This window comes from Facklamia miroungae (genome assembly GCF_012396555.1).
Lineage (GTDB): Bacteria > Bacillota > Bacilli > Lactobacillales > Aerococcaceae > Facklamia > Facklamia miroungae.
Genome location: NZ_JAAXPS010000002.1, coordinates 108,849 through 127,269 on the forward strand (window position 1 = coordinate 108,849; position 18,421 = coordinate 127,269).

At 35.8% G+C, this 18,421-nt stretch carries 19 protein-coding genes and 1 pseudogene; 12 read left to right on the top strand and 8 right to left on the bottom strand.

Features of this window, described 5'->3' with window-relative positions:
• Window positions 1-12 precede the first annotated feature (12 nt).
• The 3 genes from HF969_RS02565 to HF969_RS02575 all read left to right on the top strand — a co-directional run bounded on the left by HF969_RS02565 (window position 13) and on the right by HF969_RS02575 (window position 3,538).
• Window positions 13-696, top strand: coding sequence for a sensor histidine kinase (locus HF969_RS02565; protein WP_168427142.1), 684 nt, complete (start codon window positions 13-15; stop codon window positions 694-696).
• 104 nt (window positions 697-800) lie between these two features.
• Complete coding sequence (locus HF969_RS02570; RefSeq protein WP_090289211.1) at window positions 801-1,559, top strand: ABC transporter ATP-binding protein; 759 nt, start codon at window positions 801-803, stop codon at window positions 1,557-1,559.
• Entirely contained in the window at window positions 1,553-3,538 is a 1,986-nt protein-coding gene (locus HF969_RS02575; protein ID WP_090289212.1) for an FtsX-like permease family protein, read from the top strand. Before HF969_RS02570 ends, HF969_RS02575 begins: the two co-directional genes overlap by 7 nt.
• A 60-nt stretch (window positions 3,539-3,598) precedes the next feature.
• On the opposite strand, the gene HF969_RS02580 is transcribed toward HF969_RS02575, so the two are convergent.
• Entirely contained in the window at window positions 3,599-5,065 is a 1,467-nt protein-coding gene (locus HF969_RS02580; RefSeq protein WP_090289213.1) for an NCS2 family permease, read from the bottom strand.
• 197 nt (window positions 5,066-5,262) lie between these two features.
• On the opposite strand from HF969_RS02580, the gene HF969_RS02585 reads away from it, so the two are divergent.
• The 8 genes from HF969_RS02585 to HF969_RS02620 all read left to right on the top strand — a co-directional run bounded on the left by HF969_RS02585 (window position 5,263) and on the right by HF969_RS02620 (window position 11,715).
• Window positions 5,263-6,594: an MATE family efflux transporter gene (locus HF969_RS02585; protein ID WP_210727880.1), complete on the top strand. Its 1,332-nt coding sequence runs from the start codon at window positions 5,263-5,265 to the stop codon at window positions 6,592-6,594.
• A 65-nt stretch (window positions 6,595-6,659) separates the two neighbouring features.
• Entirely contained in the window at window positions 6,660-7,487 is an 828-nt protein-coding gene (locus HF969_RS02590) for an exodeoxyribonuclease III (protein WP_090289215.1), read from the top strand.
• Between the two features lie 21 nt (window positions 7,488-7,508).
• The gene (locus HF969_RS02595) at window positions 7,509-8,240 is read left to right on the top strand and encodes a YebC/PmpR family DNA-binding transcriptional regulator (protein ID WP_090289216.1); all 732 of its coding nucleotides are present in this window, start codon (window positions 7,509-7,511) and stop codon (window positions 8,238-8,240) included.
• Between the two features lie 133 nt (window positions 8,241-8,373).
• Window positions 8,374-8,907: a DUF1836 domain-containing protein gene (locus HF969_RS02600; protein WP_245694797.1), complete on the top strand. Its 534-nt coding sequence runs from the start codon at window positions 8,374-8,376 to the stop codon at window positions 8,905-8,907.
• A complete protein-coding gene (locus HF969_RS02605) occupies window positions 8,900-9,751 on the top strand; it encodes a DegV family protein (RefSeq protein ID WP_090289217.1) in 852 nt (283 codons plus the stop codon). Before HF969_RS02600 ends, HF969_RS02605 begins: the two co-directional genes overlap by 8 nt.
• 149 nt (window positions 9,752-9,900) lie before the next feature.
• Window positions 9,901-10,746 (top strand): NAD(P)H-hydrate dehydratase, encoded by an 846-nt coding sequence (locus tag HF969_RS02610; protein WP_168427143.1) that lies wholly within the window; start codon window positions 9,901-9,903, stop codon window positions 10,744-10,746.
• Complete coding sequence (locus tag HF969_RS02615) at window positions 10,730-11,251, top strand: hypothetical protein (RefSeq protein ID WP_090289219.1); 522 nt, start codon at window positions 10,730-10,732, stop codon at window positions 11,249-11,251. Before HF969_RS02610 ends, HF969_RS02615 begins: the two co-directional genes overlap by 17 nt.
• 47 nt (window positions 11,252-11,298) lie before the next feature.
• The gene (locus tag HF969_RS02620; protein WP_210727869.1) at window positions 11,299-11,715 is read left to right on the top strand and encodes a hypothetical protein; all 417 of its coding nucleotides are present in this window, start codon (window positions 11,299-11,301) and stop codon (window positions 11,713-11,715) included.
• Window positions 11,716-11,770: 55 nt separating this feature from the next.
• Here the strand turns inward: HF969_RS02620 and sdaAB are convergent, their stop codons facing one another.
• The 7 genes and pseudogenes from sdaAB to HF969_RS02650 form a co-directional block, all read right to left on the bottom strand.
• Complete coding sequence (gene sdaAB, locus HF969_RS09810; protein ID WP_281241369.1) at window positions 11,771-12,538, bottom strand: L-serine ammonia-lyase, iron-sulfur-dependent subunit beta; 768 nt, start codon at window positions 12,536-12,538, stop codon at window positions 11,771-11,773.
• Window positions 12,518-13,387, bottom strand: a pseudogene (gene sdaAA, locus HF969_RS09815) (L-serine ammonia-lyase, iron-sulfur-dependent, subunit alpha); the annotation flags it as partial. The pseudogene sdaAA and the gene sdaAB, both read right to left, overlap by 21 nt.
• Window positions 13,388-13,498: 111 nt before the next feature.
• Window positions 13,499-14,455, bottom strand: coding sequence for a DUF697 domain-containing protein (locus tag HF969_RS02630; RefSeq protein ID WP_245694798.1), 957 nt, complete (start codon window positions 14,453-14,455; stop codon window positions 13,499-13,501).
• A gap of 111 nt (window positions 14,456-14,566) precedes the next feature.
• Window positions 14,567-15,871 (bottom strand): DUF438 domain-containing protein, encoded by a 1,305-nt coding sequence (locus HF969_RS02635; protein WP_090289221.1) that lies wholly within the window; start codon window positions 15,869-15,871, stop codon window positions 14,567-14,569.
• A gap of 4 nt (window positions 15,872-15,875) precedes the next feature.
• Window positions 15,876-16,115: a DUF1858 domain-containing protein gene (locus HF969_RS02640; RefSeq protein WP_090289222.1), complete on the bottom strand. Its 240-nt coding sequence runs from the start codon at window positions 16,113-16,115 to the stop codon at window positions 15,876-15,878.
• A gap of 18 nt (window positions 16,116-16,133) precedes the next feature.
• Entirely contained in the window at window positions 16,134-16,589 is a 456-nt protein-coding gene (locus HF969_RS02645; RefSeq protein WP_090289223.1) for a threonine/serine exporter family protein, read from the bottom strand.
• A complete protein-coding gene (locus HF969_RS02650) occupies window positions 16,580-17,371 on the bottom strand; it encodes a threonine/serine exporter family protein (protein ID WP_090289224.1) in 792 nt (263 codons plus the stop codon). The genes HF969_RS02645 and HF969_RS02650 overlap by 10 nt, the downstream gene beginning before the upstream one ends.
• A 112-nt stretch (window positions 17,372-17,483) precedes the next feature.
• Between HF969_RS02650 and HF969_RS02655 the strand changes: the two genes are divergently transcribed.
• A complete protein-coding gene (locus tag HF969_RS02655; RefSeq protein WP_168427144.1) occupies window positions 17,484-18,419 on the top strand; it encodes a RecX family transcriptional regulator in 936 nt (311 codons plus the stop codon).
• Window positions 18,420-18,421 lie beyond the last annotated feature (2 nt).

Sequence of the window (18,421 nt, forward strand, 5' to 3'; positions counted from 1 at the left end):
TACCAAATTTTATTGCATGAATCACAAGTTGAAAAAAACAAACATTTAACAAAAGAAAAAGATATGGAAGACTATTTCTTGTTGTGGGTTCACCAAATAAAAACCCCCATCACAGCAAGTAAAATGTTGTTAGAAAAGAAAAATCACCCTTTTAATGGATTACTCAATCAAGAATTAGTAAAAATTGAAGCCTATTCGAATTTGGCCTTAAATTATCTCAAAGTTACTAATCCAAAAAGAGATATGTTATTTAGTCGGATCAGGTTGAATGATTTGATCCAACCACTTTTGAAACGTTATCGCCATCAATTTATTCACCAGACAATCACCTTGCATTATCAGCCAATCGATCGAGAAGTTTTAACAGAAGCAAATCTTTGCCAGATTATGATTGAACAAATTTTATCCAATGCTCTAAAATATAGCACACATGGTAATATTTGGATTACATGGATAGAAGACCGTCAAGAATTAGAAATTCGTGACGATGGTAGGGGGATTAATCCTCAGGATATACCTAAAATATTTGATAAAGGGTATTCAGGACATAATGGGTTATTGAACGAGCAATCTTCTGGTATTGGTTTATATATGGTCCGTTTGATAAGTGAACGTCTTAGCCAACCCATTGAGGTAAAGTCTCAAAAGAATATAGGGACCACTTTTTCTATTCGATTTAATCAAGAAACAAACTAACCTTACAATTTTGTAAGGTTAGTTTGTTATTTGTAAGCTTACTTAAAAGCTGTCAATATAAGTATTCGTTATAATTGAATTAAGGAATAGAGGAGGAGAAATAGATGTTACTAAAAGTAGAACATGTTGAAAAAATTTATAAAGGTAGAGGAAATAAGACGATTGCCTTAAGAGATGTTGATTTTGGGATCAATGAGGGAGAATATGTTGCGATTATGGGAGAGTCTGGTTCTGGTAAATCAACCTTGTTAAATATTTTAGCTACTTTTGACCAACCAACTGCAGGTAAAGTTTTATTGAATGAGCTCGATTTCTCAGATCTTAGGGAGGATCAGATAGCTAGTTTTCGCCGTGAGAAATTAGGTTTTGTTTTTCAAGATTTCAATTTGTTAGATGGGTTTACTAATCGCGATAATATTCTCTTACCCATGGTTCTTTCACAAAAAAACATTAAAGAAATGGAAAATCAACTCGATAAAGTGGCTAAATTTGTTGGCGTGGAGTCGCTATTAGATAAGTATCCTTATGAAATTTCAGGTGGACAAGCGCAGAGAATTGCTATTGCCCGTGCTTTAATAAATCAGCCTGATATTGTATTAGCTGATGAACCTACAGGGGCTTTAGATTCTAAGACTTCTGAACAGATTATGCAAGTTTTAGTAAAGTTGAATCAAATCGGTAATACAATTTTAATGGTTACTCATTCAATTAAAGCTGCTTCATCTGCGAATCGTGTTTTATTCATTAAAGACGGAGTCATTTATCATGAAATCTATCGTGGTCAGCAAACTTCTAGTGATTTCCAAATTGCTATTTCAGATTCTTTGGCTATGTTGAACGGGCGGAGGGATGCAAAATGTTAAAGATGTCCGCAGTTATCCGTAAGTCAGCTATCAAATCAATGAAATCGAACAAGGCCCTTTTTTTACCTTTTAGTTTAGCTTCGATTATTCTTTTTGCCTTAGAGTATATTATACTTTCCCTTACTAGTAATCAGTATATTATCGATAGGTCACCGGCGCTAGGATCAATTTTAATGATTGGGGTTTTCTTTGCTACCTTATTGATCATAATTATTGTTCTTTATGCTTCTAGCTTTATCCGTAAGAAACTTACCCAAGAATTTGGCCTTTATTCCATATTGGGCTTAGAAAAGAAGCATGTCCGTCGTATTTCTTTGACCCAATTTGTTATTCTCTTAATCATTAACGCCTCATTCAGTATATTAATTGGTTATTTGACGGGAAATTTTTTATTTGTTTTATTAAACCGTTTGATGAAAGATACAGGGGCGGGCTTTATGGATTATCCTTTTGACTCCTCAGCTGCTATTGTAACTTTGATATTGATGGTGGCAACTTACTCCATTATCTACTTTTTATCAGCTTTAAAAATTCAGCGTTTACAATCACTGGATTTGATGAAGGATAGTCGTAAAGGACATGGGCGTGTTAATAACCGTTGGATTATCTTAGTGATCTGTTTAGTCACTTTAGCGGCGGGGTATTACATCGCTCTTACCACTAAAGGTGTTTTAGATTCACTCTCTATGATTTTTATAGCTATTTTTTTAGTGATGATCGGAACCTACACTTTTTTTATGGCTTTTCTGGTGTTTGTATTGAAAATGATGCAAAAAAATAAACCCTATTATTATCAACCTACTCATTTCTTAAGCACATCAGGTATGTTACAAAGAATCAGCAAAAATGCTACATCCTTAGCCTCTATTACTATTTTGGCTTCAGGCATTTTGATGGTTTTGGGAATGACCTTAACCACCTATCGAAATATGGAAAATGCGGCAGAAGGTTCCATGCCTAGAGAGTATGAGGTCTCTTTTGCCCCTTCTCAAGCTTATGAAAAAACAACTGAGGAACAACTTGATTTATTACAAAAATTTCAATCAGAGCTTCAATCAACCGATTTAATTTCGAATGATCTAATCGAAACAAATGCACTGGAGACTGTCTTGATTAAAGAAGATCATATTTATCCTTTGTTAGAGCTTGGTCAAAAGCAAAAGGTGGAACAGGGAGAGAATAGCTTTGTTGTTCTCGGATTAAAGGCAGATTATCTGGCTAGATATCCCGATGATTCTATTCAAGAAGACCAGTGGGTTCTTGCTTCTAATTTAAAGGATTTATCGCATTGGAAAAAAATTTATTGGAAAGAAGGAAAAGCACGCTCGGTCTATATTGGTAAAGGTGAGATTATTCCTCCTATAATTGGTGTTGATGCACTGTATTTAGGTCTAAATTCTTTAGAAGAGTTGCAAGCAATGCAAAGGTATTTATTAGATAACCCCGAAGCAAAACTATCTACTGTTAGCTCTTTATATTTTGATTTGAAAGAGGTTCAGTTTGAAAATACGGTTCAAAAATTGGCGGATAAGCGAGGCTTTATCATCGAGAGTAAAGCTATTAAAAAAGAGTCGCTATATCAGCTTAATGGCGGCTTATTATTTATCGGTTTAATCGTTTCAAGTGTACTAATAATAGGTATGATCTTAATGCTTTACTTCAAGCAAGTATCAGAAGGGCATGAAGATAAAAAGAATTATCAAATTATGAAACAAGTAGGTTTGCCTATAAAATTAATCAAAAAAACCATCCGCTCTCAAGTCCTGTGGGTTTTCTTCTTACCATTAATTTTTGCCCTTATTCATAATTTGTTCGCAAGTCAAATTATTTTCAAAGTTTTAGGTCTATTAGGAGTCAATAATTTTAATGATTATCTGATTAGTTTCACCATAGTCGTATTGGGGTTTGTCCTTTTTTATCTCATTTTTTACCAATTAACTTCTCAGGCATACTATCGTATTATTAATCAAGAAGATTAATTTATAATTAAAAACCTGCTTCCTCAAAATGAGAAGGCAGGTTTTTAAAAAATTAAGCAATTAGATTATAGCTAGGACAATAAAGTTAATAATGAAGAGGACAATCGATACCCAAATGATTGGGTGAACTTCTTTTGCTTGTCCTTTTGCGGTTTTAATAATGCCATAAAGAATGAACCCTGCAGCAATACCGTTTGAAATAGAATAGGTTAATCCCATGAAAACAGAAGCAAAGAAAGCAGGAACAGCATCTTCAAAATTAGACCAATCAATATCAGATAGAGAGCTAACCATCAAGATCCCTACGATAATTAATGCTGGGGCGGTTGCTTGCGCTGGTATTAATGAGATGATTGGTGATAAGAAAGCTGAAAGAACAAAGCAAAGTGCTGTAATCACAGAAGTAAAGCCTGTACGTCCTCCGGCCCCAATACCAGCAGAAGATTCCACAAAGGTAGTGGTATTAGAAGTACCTAAGATAGCTCCAAAGATAGTGCCGACTGAATCACCGAACAAAGCTTTATCCATCTTTGAGGTGAAGCCTGAACCCGACTCTAAAGCTAATTGGTCAGCTTTGGAGAAGATGCCTGAACGTAGCCCAGTACCAATAAAAGTTCCAATTGTATCAAACACATCTGAAAGTGAGAAAGCAAAGATTGTCATTAAAACAATAGGTAGGCGGGTAATATCACCAAATAGTGAAGGAATGCCTGCACTCGTAAAGATAACGCCAAAGATTTTCCCTAAATCTGTAAAAGCTGAGGATAGAGAATTATTAGCAAAGGACACTTGTCCTAAGTCAACGATACCGGTTATAAAAGCTAATAGGGTGGTAACCGCGATACCAATTAAGATCGCTCCTTTGGATTTTCTAAGCATTAAAATAATTGTAACTATAATGCCTACAACTGCGATTAAAGCCCCAGGCTGAGTAAAATTCACGAGTTCAGGAACGATACCACCATCTGTAACAACTGTATGTACCCCACCAGTAATGGTATCGGCCATTGGGTCCCCATTGTTAACTGAAATTATATTCCCTGCTCCAGATGTGAATTGTAGTAAGCCAGCATTTTTTAAACCGATATAACCAATAAAAATACCGATACCAGCCGAAATAGCATGTTGTAAAAATGAAGGGATTGATACGATTAATAATTTACGGACTTTCGTAATGGTGATTAGAACATTTAATATCCCACAGATAAAGACCATAGAAAGTGCTTCTTGCCAAGTAAATCCTAATGCGAAAACAACAGTATAAGTGAAAAAGGCATTTAATCCCATACCCGGTGCTAAAGCATAAGGAACGTTAGCAAACAAACCAATAAATAAGGTGGAGATAGCTGCTGCGAAAATAGTAGCAAGGAATACCCCTTGAGCAGGCATTCCAGCTTGAGATAAGATAGCCGGATTAACAAACATGATATAAGACATTGCTAGGAAAGTTGTAATTCCTGCTTGAACCTCAGTGCCAAAATCAGTATGATTTTCAGAAAACTTAAAATAATTGCGAATAGTATCCATTAATTTCCTCCTCAAATTGATGAAATGATTGTAACAGAGATGCTGATTTTTCGGAAGACCATAAAAACATTTAGAGAGGTGGTAAATCCAAATGTTCGTCTTTTTTGAAAAAGAAATTTTTCCATTTCATTGAAGCGATCTCTTATTTCTCATATACTAAATAGGTATAGAATCTAGGAGGTAAGCCAGTGAATGATATGACAAGTGGTTCACCCATCAAAAAAATAATTCGCTTTTCAGTTCCTTTAATTATCGGAAATTTATTTCAATTAGTTTACAATATGGTAGATACTTTCATTGTGGGAAGGACTATTGGTTTAAATGCTTTGGCAGGTGTTGGTTTGGCTGGTTCTTTAGGCTTCTTAATCCTTGGCTTTGCCCAAGGATTTACTGGAGGCACCTCGATACCCTTAGCTCAAGCCTTTGGTGCAAGAGATTATACTAGGGTTAAACGAAGTGTGGCTATCAATATTGTCTTAGCTATTCTTGTCACTGCCATACTAACTATTCTTTCAACTATATTCTTAAAAGATATTTTAAAATTAATGGGAACGCCAGATGCTATTATATCTTATGCGTATGACTATATGTTCATTATTTTTGCAGGAATGACTGTTACCGTATTCTTTAATATGGTCAGTAATATCTTAAGAGCGATAGGGGATAGTCGAACTCCGGTTGTTTCACTAGTGATTACGACAGTTGCCAATATTATCTTAGATATTTTGTTTATTGTTTATTTAAAGCTAGGGGTAGCTGGTGCTGCTTATGCGACAGTCTTATCCCAACTGATTGCTGTCTTGATTTGTTATTATGTTATTCAAAAAGATATCTACTTTCTTCAAGTTAGTCGTAAAGATTTTGACTTCAAACGATCAGAAATTATTCATCATTGTCAATTAGGATTTCCAATGGCATTCCAGACATCAATTATTGCTATTGGTGCTGTTTCAGTATCTACAGCCCTGAATACACTTGGCCCAGAAGCTGTTGGGGGTTACTCAGCAGCTTCAAAGATTGATCAATTGGTTATTCAAGTTTTAATGTCTTTCGGCATTGCTATGTCAACATATTCAGCTCAAAATTATGGGGCTGGACAATATAGTCGTATTAATGATGGTGTGAAACAAGCTCTCTTACTTTCGTTTGGGGTATCTTTTGCTTTTGCTGTATTTCTCATTTTTACGGGGGGATACTTTACTTCTTTATTTGGCGATCCTGCTTCAGGACAAACACTTCATCTTTACGGACACCATTTTTTCTTACTGACAGCACCATTTTATTGGTTACTTGCGCTTTTATTCATCTTGCGTTCTACCCTGCAAGGATTAAATGATAGCTTTATTCCAACGATGGCGGGGATAGCGGAATTAATTATGCGGGTCATAGCAGCTTTTGTTTTAACACCTATTATTGGATTTTCAGGAACGGTCCTTTCAAATCCTATGGCCTGGTTAGGGTCCATTATAATACTGGTGCCGGCTTTTTATCGAAAACGCAAGGAATTAAGGCTTTTAGACGATTTTTAGTCCATTCGAGAAGCTAGGATAAATATGGTAGAATAAAGATGCTAATAAGTTAAAAGGAGAATGGAATGAAACTAATATCTTGGAACATTGATTCATTAAATGCTGCTCTGACCAGTGATTCTAATCGAGCCATTATGTCACGAGAAGTTTTGATTAAACTGAATGCTATGCAAGCGGATGTTTTGGCAATTCAAGAGACTAAGCTTTCTGCTAAGGGGCCGACCAAAAAGCATATTGAAGTCATTGAGGAACTTTTCCCAGCTTATAATATTGCTTGGCGCTCTTCGCAAGAACCAGCCCGAAAAGGCTATGCGGGAACAATGTTTTTGTATAAAAAAGAGCTAGAGCCTATTGTCAGCCATCCGGAGCTTTCATGCCCGCATCCAATGGATGCAGAAGGCAGGATCATGACACTCGAATTTGACGATTTCTTTTTAACCAATGTTTATACTCCTAACGCGGGTAACGAGTTAAGACGGTTAGATGATCGTCAAGTATGGGATCAAAAATATGCAGATTATTTAGCAAGCCTTGATCAAATTAAGCCGGTAATTGCAACAGGTGATTTCAATGTAGCCCATGAAGAAATCGACTTAGCTCATCCTGCCAATAATCACTTTTCTGCTGGGTTTACTGATGAAGAACGTCAAGGTTTCACTAATCTTTTGAATAGAGGTTTTGTGGATACTTTCCGTTATTTGCATGGACCAGTAGAGGGTGTTTATACTTGGTGGGCACAAAGAGTTAAAACAAGTAAAATTAATAATTCAGGCTGGAGAATTGATTATTTCTTAGTGAGTGAACGTATCGTTGAAAAAGTAAAAAAATCTGAGATGATCGATTCGGGGGATCGTCAAGATCATACACCGATCTTATTAGAAATCGATCTATAATAGGGAAAGGAGTCGATAGCATTGGCAGGACATTCTAAGTGGAATAATATTAAAAACCGTAAGGGTGCCCAAGATGCTAAAAGAGGAAAGCTCTTTCAAAAGTTATCGCGTGAAATTTATATGGCAGCTAAGCAAGGGGGAGGCGATCCAGATACGAATCCAGCCTTACGTTTAGCAATGGATAAGGCAAAAGCCAATAATATGCCCAATGATAATGTTGAGCGAGCTATAAATAAAGCAACTAGCTCAGCTGAGGGCGAAAATTATGCTGAAGTTGTCTATGAAGGATTTGGTCCTCAAGGCGTTGCAATTTTAACGGAAACTTTGACGGATAATCGGAATCGAACCATGACAAATGTCAGGATTGCTTATAATAAAAATGGTGGTAATCTTGGCGAATCAGGAACTGTTAATTATATGTTTGATCGAAAAGGTTATCTTGTATTAGAAAGATCCAAAAATAACTTGGATGAAGAAGAAATGTTGATGTTTGTAATGGAAGCAGGTGGAGAAGACCTAGAGACTTCTGAAGAAGTTTTTGAAGTTTATACAGACCCTAGTGAACTAGCAAAAGTGCGCGATAGCTTACAAGCAAAAAAATTAGAAATTCATACAGCTGAATTAACTTTGATTCCAAAGACTTGGGTAACACTTCCGGAAGAAGATTTTCAGATTTTATCTACTATTGTTGCTGCATTAGAAGATGATGATGATGTATCAGAAGTTTATCACAATGGTCAATTAGCAGAATAAAACTTACTCGAGAATTTTCTCGAGTTTTTTATTTAAAATGCTCCTTTCTGATAGGTGAAAAGAATAGTATTGCTTGACAGACTCAGATTGAATGGTAATATGTAGTAGTGATAACTAGATAAAGGGGTGCTATGTGACAATAACGATTGAGAAGATACTTGCTTTTCACTGTCCAGCTTGGGATGAATTACCTAAAGGGTTGATGTTTAATCAAGAAGTAGTTGATTATATCCAAGAATGTTTAGATCCAATTATGAATAGTGAAGTCGCAATGACTTCCACTATGATTCAAAACTATTCTAAATGGGGTGTGATTCCTAAAATTCATGGTAGAAAATATGGCCGTGAACAATTAGCTTTTTTATTGATCATTGCGGTCTATAAAAGAATTTTACCTATAGAAAAAGTCCGGCAAGGAATTGAAATCCAAATGAGAAGTGTATCCATTGAACAAGGGTATAATTTATTTGCTCAATCCATGAATGTTGCTGTTCAAAGAATATTTAAAACAGTTGGTCAGAAGCGATCCTTTTCAGTGGAGGGGATAGAATTAAGTAGCAAGACGGAAGGGGTAAATGCCATATCACATGCATATGCCACTAAATTACTAGCCCAATTGATTATTGAATCAGGTGGCTATGACCAGATAGGAGAATATAATGAATAAACTAGCTATTATTGCAGATACCGCACAGGATTTAAAGAAAGATCTTGCTGAGCATTATGGGATTGAATTGATCTATTATCAAGTGCAAATGGGAGACAATCACTACCGCGATCAGATTGATATTGACTCTAGACAATTTTATGAAAGAATGCATGACTATGACGTCTTGTCGACAGGAATCCCTCCTATCCAGGATGTTGTTAATCTTTTAGACCAATTAGTTGAACAAGGTTATACTCAAGCACTCGTTATTACTGGCTCTTTAAAACTAACAGGGATGCGTCAACTTTATGAAGTAGTTCGTGAGCAATATGAACAATTAGAAATTTTTATTGTTGAATCAGACTATATCGCTTCAGCAACAGGTTTACTTGCAATTTATGCGTCAGAGCTTAAAAAAGAAGGAAAGACTGTTCAGGAAATTTTACCTGAATTGGAAAAAGCAAACTCTCAAACGGGGATCTTCGCTCTCTTTAGAACGCTAAAATATGTCGTTAAGGGCGGAAGATTTAATAAATATGCCGGCATAATTGGATCATTTTTTAATATCAATCCATTATTAACTATTTTAAATGGAGAAATAGGTGTCATTAATAAGGCTAGAGGTAAGAAAAAATCTTATTTAACTTTATTAGAAGCAGCAAGGGAAAAACTTAAGGGAGCAAAACGCTATAAGATAGCCCTTTTTGCTGGAAATAATAATGAAGAAATCGCTCAATTACAAAAAGATCTCGCAGATGAAATTTCTAAAGCCGAGACATCCATTGTGACGGAATTAACGCCAGTTTTAGGTGTCCATGCTGGTCCACAATCTGTAGGTGTTTCGATACTTGTTTTAGAGTAGACTTTTGATTATAAAAGGAATTAAAATCTAAAAAACGGTGGGGACTAAAAGATCCTCAGCGTTTTTATTTTGTAAGCGTATAATTAAGACTTGCTAGATACCTTTTTTCAGCTTAATATTATACTATAATGAGAGAAATGAGGGACATCATGATCGAACTAAGCTTGACTAAGATAAGATCACTTATAGATCCGCGTCCAACGGATAGCTATAAGGGTAATTATGGACATAGTTTGATTATTGGCGGTAATGAAGAGATGGGTGGGGCAGCTTTGTTAGCCGCCAGCGCTTGTGTTCATGTAGGATCGGGCTTAACTAGTTTGTTGACATCTGAAAATAATATAGGCTCTTGTCATGCTTATTTACCTGAGATTATGGTGGGAGACTGGTTGAATAACGACTTAAGCACGATATGGTTGAATAAAGCGGATCAAGTGCTTATTGGCCCCGGAATGGGTAGAAGTAAAGAGAGCATTCAACTATTAAAGACAATTATTTCAAAAATACATTCGGATCAGGTTTTAATCCTTGATGGAGACGCGATTACTCTATGGGCACAAGAAGGTCCTTTTGCATGCGCAGGGCAGTTAATTTTCACACCTCATCTAGGAGAGTGGTCAAAACTGAAAGAAGTTACTGGCATCGAAGATCCACAAGTATTTTCAGACCACTATCAAGCCATTTTAGTCTCTAAATCACATCAAACTAAAATTTATCAACCTTCAGGTTTATCTTATTCAAATATTTCAGGTAATCCTGGTATGGCAATTGGTGGTATGGGGGATTGTTTGGCGGGTATGATCACTGGATTAATGGGGCAGTGTTCTTCGCATTTAGGAGCTGTCTTAATTGCTTGCTATATGCATACCGCTATTGCCAATCGCATCTATCAAAATAACTATATTGTTTTGCCTTCTAGGATTATTCAGTCTATACCTGGATTTATGAAAGACTTGTTTCAACCGAAAGGAAATCAAATTGAACGAAGAATTTAAGGCTCAAAAACTTACCTTAACTCCAAATAATGATGGAAAAATGTGGATAGCTGAAATTACGGGAGAAGATTCTGTCTATCGTTTGAAGCGAGTCTTTTTACCAGAGTTCGAAAGTGGTGTCTACCATTTATACGATGGTGTCTATCAAATTCACGGAATACATGCAGGGATTAGTCCCTTTAATAAGGAATATTGCATCGTAAGTAATGCTCATATGCAAAGGAGCGTTTCGGGTCAAGAAATCTATCGACTTCTTCCTAAGATTAAATTATATGAAGAACAAAGAAAGATCCGTCTTAAACATCAGATTCATGAGAAACTTGATGAGATTGGAAAAGCTCTAGACCATGAATTAGTATGGCAAGATATAGAATACCAAAAGGATCAATTAGATAGTCTGGAAGACTCTCAGCAATTGACTTTGACACTTGGGCAATTAATCCGACGAGAAGAAGACCTCATTCATTCGTATAGCAAAGCGATTGAGCGCATTATTGATTGGTAAAAGAATCAGCAAGTTAATAAATAAAATAGACCTTGGGGGAAACATCTATGAAAATTAATATTGAAAAAGTAAAGCATTTACTTGAAAATTATTCTCGTTTGTTAGAAATGGTGATAGTGATAGCGATAGCTATCGTTGTAGCTGTTGGAATGATTGATTTATTTAAGTATGGGTACTTAGTTTTACAAGCTGATGTTATAGAGACCTATTCTGTTTTTCAGAATTTTTTAGGCTATGCCTTATTACTTTTGGTAGGTATTGAGTTGATATTTATGCTCTTATTTCATTCTCCCAAGGCAGTTTTAGAATTGATCTTGTTTGTGATTGCACGTAAAATGTTAATTTATGCTAAGTCGATGGAAGATTTAGTATGGGGAGCAGTTGCTATTTTCATTGTCTTTGCGACGGTGCACTATTTAGTCAAAGATGAAGATGGTCATTTATTGAGAAATGATGATGAATGAACTATAAAAAAAGAACCATTCTCTGTGATTGAGGATGGTTCTTTTTGACGAAAAATTATTTGACATAAATAGCTTTTAAATCATCGATAAAACTAAAGCGTAAAAGAAGCTCTTCTGTATCTTCCTGGCTAAGTTCTTGATCCATCTCAAAAATAGTGATAGCTGGACCATTAATTTTAGCTCTTTGGTGAGTCATGTAAGAGATATTAATATCATGATCTTGTAGGAAGGTTGAAAGACGTCCGATTGTACCAATCTTATCTTTGTGGCGAATAATTAATGTAGGGCGTTCACCTGAGAATCGCACATCATATTCATCGTATTTATTAATTTCAATTTTGCCTCCACCAATGGATGAACCAATGATAGTGATGTGATTATTTGGACCAAAGATGTGAATGCGGGCTGTATTTGGATGATAATTTCCGAGATTACGTTCAAGAAAATTAATTTTCAAACCACGTTCTTCTGCAATATCACGAATATCAGCAATTTCTGAATCACGTGTCGTGTAGCCTAATACTCCAGCAATTAGAGCTAGGTCTGTTCCATGTCCTTGATAGGTTTTTGCAAAAGAGTCCATAAGGGTAAATACAACTTCTTCTGGTTCTTCACCTAATAGTTGGCGAGCTACATTACCTAAGCGAACTGCACCGGCTGTGTGTGAAGAGGATGGTCCGACCATGACTGGGCCAATGATTTCGAAGCCAGATTGGTAAGAGGCACTGACTCCATCTTCTAAGATCTTCTCCCCTGTACCGGAAAGTTCAACTTCGACATCGGCTACTAATTCATCTGAATTGCCAAAGACTTGTTCTTTAATGCGACGAGCAGTGGGTGTTCCTGCTACACCACCGATTCCTGTTTCTCTAAGCGATTGTGGTAATTCATTACCAATAGCATCCATAGCATCAATCACTTCATCCGAAGGAATGATAGAAACGACATCAGCCAAAGCCATATCAGCAGCAGCCATGGCAGTAAGTGCGTGCAAACCATTGCGAATGATGCAAGGAATCTCGACTAGACCAGCAACTGGATCACAAACTAAGCCTAAAGAATTTTTTAATGCGAGCCCGACAGCGTTTCCTACTTGCTCTGGTGTTCCGCCTTTTAATTCAACTAGAGCCCCTGCAGCCATGGAAGTTGCTGATCCAACTTCAGCTTGGCATCCACCCTGAGCGCCTGAGATTGAAGCCCTATTAGCAATAACCAGACCAAGGGCAGAAGCAGTGAACATAGCACGAACCAGTTGTTCTTTTTCAAAATTACCAGTATCTAGCATATGGACTAAACAAGCTGGTAAAATGCCTGCTGATCCAGCCGTAGGGGTTGCTACAATTCGTCCCATTGAAGCGTTGACCTCATTTACCGCCATCGCATTGGCAACTACTCTTAAAGTGAATGGGTCAACTAAAGAATTTCCTTTTTGACTATATTGGAAAACACGGTGACCATCTCCTCCAGTCACACCTGTATGACTCATAACGGATTCGAGAGTACCTTTGCGCACAGAATTGACCATGACATCAAATTGCTCTTCCATGGCAGCTAACATTTCTTCTTCCGTAATTCCTCTTAACTCCATTTCATTTTGGATCATTACTTGCGAAATTGTAAGATGTTTTTCGTTAGCTTCATCGATTAAACCTTTTAAACTTGTGAATGACATAAAATCAACCCCTATCTAGTTACTTATTTACTTTGAGCATTATAGCACAGAATTCCCAGTAATTTAACCTTTTTCAGAAAAATATGCTAGCGATTTTCGCTAGCATTGCTATTAAAACTTTGTAAACGGATTCCATTTTTTACTATTTTCTAATCCTGATTTTTTGACTGATTTGACCATTGCTTGAACGACGTTAATACTACCATCTTTAATAATTTGAGCTAATAGTTTTGTACCTTCAATCGTTGCAGAGCGTTTAATGACTTGATTATCAGCATCTTTTAAACTACCTAGATAATCCATAGTTATAATTCCAACACGTAGGGTTAAAAGAGCATTGATCGAACCTTCTAAAATCGAGTTAGCTAATAAATTGGTAATCGAAACCGAACCTGGAATCATTGATAGAAGACTTCCACCTAGAATAGAGGAAATTAAAGGTTCCATTTGAGCTTCAATTAAGTCTAAGTCTTCAATTCCTCGAGTCATTAAGATGGTCATCGCTACATTAGTATAAATTGAAATTATTTTCCCAAAACTAGGACGCGTGTCATAAACTTTAATTAATTGCCAGACCATTTTCATTAGAGCAACTAGCACCGTGATTGCATCCAATGATCCATTTTGCGAAATGGCGGTGGTAAGAAATACCATTTGGGCTTGTTTTTTTACATTAATTAAGCCATGGTCTTTGAGTTTTTGATGAGCTATTTTTATTTGTTCTTCTTCTGTTAAAGCTTGATAATCATCCCATTCGAAATTTAAACCTTTCAAAGTAGGATTCTTCCTTAGTTTGGTTAAACTGTCTTTGACATACTGTTCGTATTCTTCAGGTCCCGCTCCGTCAGCCAGTTCAATTTCTTTTGGTAATTTCATAAGCTCACGAATAGTAACAAAAATAAAGTATCCTAAAATTAAACCTAAAACAACAACTACGCAAATAGCTAATAATGGATGGATATAGGCTAAATTGCGGTATAATTGCATAAATTGATTAAAAATAAAGATAATGGTTAAAATTAAAAAAGCCGAAGCAATAACTTTTAACCAGTGTCGCCAATTGTTCAAAAAATCACCCCTTTATTTTTTTAGCTTAACATTTTGAGAGTGAATTACTTCGTGCTTAAGATGTATATTTTAAATGAAGAGAGGATCGAGTTTAATGTGACGCATATTCCCTTAGTTTTTATTAATTCTTTCTGTTGAGAGGTTCCGCTGATCGGCTTGGCCTTGTAATTCAAAGTGTGGCTGAATATCTTGAACGGTTTCCAATACCCCCATAAATTCACCATTATAATCATAAACCCCTTGATAAATGATCAAAGCGAAAAAATTTCCGCGAGAAAACCACATGGTTTCTCTTGATGTTTTCTTGGTTCTTAGATTTTCGAAAATTGTCTTTACTTTTTCAACTACACGTGGCGGATGACATTTTTCAACATTTCTACCAATAGCATTAGTATTTCGTGGAAGTATTTTTTTATGATCATGTACTTGATTGTTAAAGTAAGTAAAGATGTCATCTTTTGAAACAAAAGTGATTTCTAAATCTAAATGATCTAAAATACGATCGATTTCTTTAAGTGATAAATAACCTGAATTGAATTTGATTTGCATTTCTTGATGGGTTGGATTATTAACGTCTAAAACAGTAGGGATTTTATCATTTTCAACTGTATTTATTACCTTTACATTTTCTTCAAAGTTCTTTCTTTGAGGATGCCATCTTTCGTTTGGCTTGATGATAGCATAACCATACTGATCACTTGCTTGTTCGACTGCGATCCAATCATCTTCATTAAATATTTCTAAAAGAATCTGAATAAGGATCGCTTCTTCCTTGAAGATCATTTCACGGAACTCTAATTCAAATTGTCTAAATGATTGAATGGTTTTTTCAATATTAGCATTCGGCAATTTTTTGACTAATTCAAACGTAGTATCATAAAGTTTTCGAATTTGATCATCCACTCCCCACATCACTTTTGGCGGAGCATCATGGCCATATTTCTCCATAATTGGAAATAAAATTTCTTCTTTACGTATATAATGTTTTTTAAATTGACCAAGCAAAAGCATTTGCCTTTGTAACCCTTGAATTAGTCCTAGATCCCAATGGGAAGAATCAGTTTCTTTCAAGGCCTCAAATAGACGCTTAATTCGCAATATAGCTGCTTGAAGGGCTATGTTTTCTTCTTTGAAGATTTTGACTGGGTGGCCTGGTAATTCGAAATCAGCTCTTTCATTTTGATCAATGGAACCTTTGAATAGGTTAGCATGTACATTGCAAAGTGACATAACATCTTCAAAAGATATTCCTGATCCTTCAGAAATAAGTTCTTGTTCCATGAGAGAAATTTCTATTGCAGATACTCCTGTAAAATGTTGATTAAATTCTTCTTGAACACTCGTTGGATCAGCACCGTGGTGTAATTTAATCAAAATATCTCTTAAAATATTAATTTTATCTTTTGATTGGGGCATTTTTTCACTCCTCTTCTGTATCAATTACTTCATAGCCATTCCATTGTAATTTTTGTATGATTGAATCGATTGGGACATTGATTAATTTAGCGCCTTTTTTGATTGAAGTTAACCGTCCAACTGTCGCTAACATTTTTGGGTTTGCTAAAGGTGTAAAACCTATTTCAACAAGCAAATTTAACAAATCCGGACGACCTTCAACAGCTTGTGAAACGGGTTGACTTATATTTACTTGGTTATTCAATGACTATTAGCTCCTTTCCTATTTTATCTGCGATCTTTTATTGAGATGATATTTATAGGTGTCCATAGCTGAATCGACAACAAAGACAGCTAGTCCAATCGCTAGTGCAGTGACTAAAGCCTGGTAGAAGGATTGGCTTGCTGCGATCAGGTTATTCTCCATAAAATATTCGGCTGTTTCATATATGGCAACACCTGGAACATAAAGAAAGAAAGCAGGAATGTAGAAGACATTAACGACCGTTTTAAATTTACGCGCCATCCACTGTCCCATAATGCTGACGATAAGGCTGCCAATAAAGGTCGCAATAAAGGAGTTTGTAAGGTTTAGGACAAATAAATAAACTGCATAAGAAACTAATCCCGGTATGCCTGCCCAATAAATGAAATTGCGGGGGGCATTCACATTAATTGCAGCAGCGACAGTTGCAAGATAGCTGGCAACGAGTTGTATTATTAATTGCTTTAATTCCATAAGTTAATCACCCCATAAGAAATTGCTAAACCAATCCCAACACCTAAAGCTAAACTTAAACCTTCTTTGATAGCATCTACTAGCCGTGTAAGGCCTGTGGAATAATCACCGTGAAGTAAGTCGCGAATTCCGTTGGTAAAAGCTGTGCCCGGATATAGCGGCATTAAAGTAGCTCCTATAACAATATTTAAATTAAAGTTGTTTGTCACATAGAGATGAATGATCGGTAAGACAAAGGCTAGTGAACTTGTCATTAATACGTTGACAGCAAAGCGATTGAGGCCAAAATCATCCTCCGATAATTTAAAAAATAAGATCATAATAGTAGGAATAAGAGCAATTACAAGATCCCCTAAACCACCTTTTAATAAGATGACATACGACATAATCAAAAGAATAGTCCAAACAAATTGACTATGAGTTGAATATTCTTGATTTTGGATGTTATTTAATTGACTGTATGCAAGCTGCGGACTAATCTTATTATCTAAAAGTTGATAAACAATCTGATTAACTTGATGGATGATGCGCATGTGGTTTTTGCGGTTTTTGACTCGGACAATAATGGTGCTTCCTGTCGGGCTCTCTTCTATAAATTGACTATCTTGTAATGTTAAGAAGAGGCCAGAAGCAGAAGAAAAAACGGCAGGTTGATCAAATTTACTGAGGGAGAGGATCTGTGTAACAGTCCGTTCAACCCGATATCCTTCAGCTTCTGATTGGATCAAGAGGGTTCCTGCTAGCGTGGCCAGTTGAAGAATAAGTTTTTCTTGTTTGTCCATAGCTGCACCCCTTTTCATTTTGTTTATTATAGCATAATCTTACTAAATGAATAAAAGGTCTAATCAGATAACTTGGACGGATCATGTTACAATATCAATTAGAGGTGATGATTTGAAAATTTCAAAAATTCAAGTTCAAAAAAAGAATAAACAACGCTATTCAATTTATATAGATGACCAATTTGCTTTTGGTATTGCTGAACCTATTTTAATTCAATTTGCGATCAGAAAAGGAATGGATGTCAATGAAAAAGACATAAAAAAATTTTTAGAAGCCGAATTTCATTATAGTTTTTATCAAAAAACACTTAATTACCTCTCTTATGGTCTGAAATCTGAGCAAGAAATTCGTGAGTACCTTGCTAAATTAATCAATGAGTCTCAAAAGGATAAAAAAGAAGAACGGGAAGATCTGACAGTAGAATCTGATTTAAGGTCTAATCAAATCCGGACCAATTCTACTTCAGTTCAACAAAAGCCATTTAATTATGCTTCTTTTGAAGTTTCAGAAATCTTAGTAGAGCAAATAATTGCTAAATTAAAAAAGCAAAACTTAATCAACGATTTAACATACGGCCAAGCATATGTTCGAACACAGGCATCGATCAATCGTAAAGGCCCTAGAAATATTGCCTATGAGTTAAAAGCTAAAGGATTAAATGAACACTTAATCGAGGATGCTCTCAATGAATATCCAGAAAGTCTACAAAGGGAAAATCTACAAATCCTAGCAGATAAGTTTATTAAAAGTAAAAAAAGACTAGCACTTGCTATGCAAAAGACAAAACTCTATCAACATCTAAATCAGAAAGGCTATGATCGAACCTTGATTCAAAGCTTTTTAGATGATTATGAGATCGAAGTCGATCAAGACCTACAAGCGGACTTACTCGACTTGGAGGGCCAGAAGTATTTTAGAAAACGGTCAAAAAAATTAAAGGGCTATGAATTAAGACAAAAGCTTTTTTTAGACTTAAAACAAAAGGGTTTTGATTATGATGCCATTCAAAATTGGTTAGCTGATAATGAATCAATGCTAGAGGAGTAAGT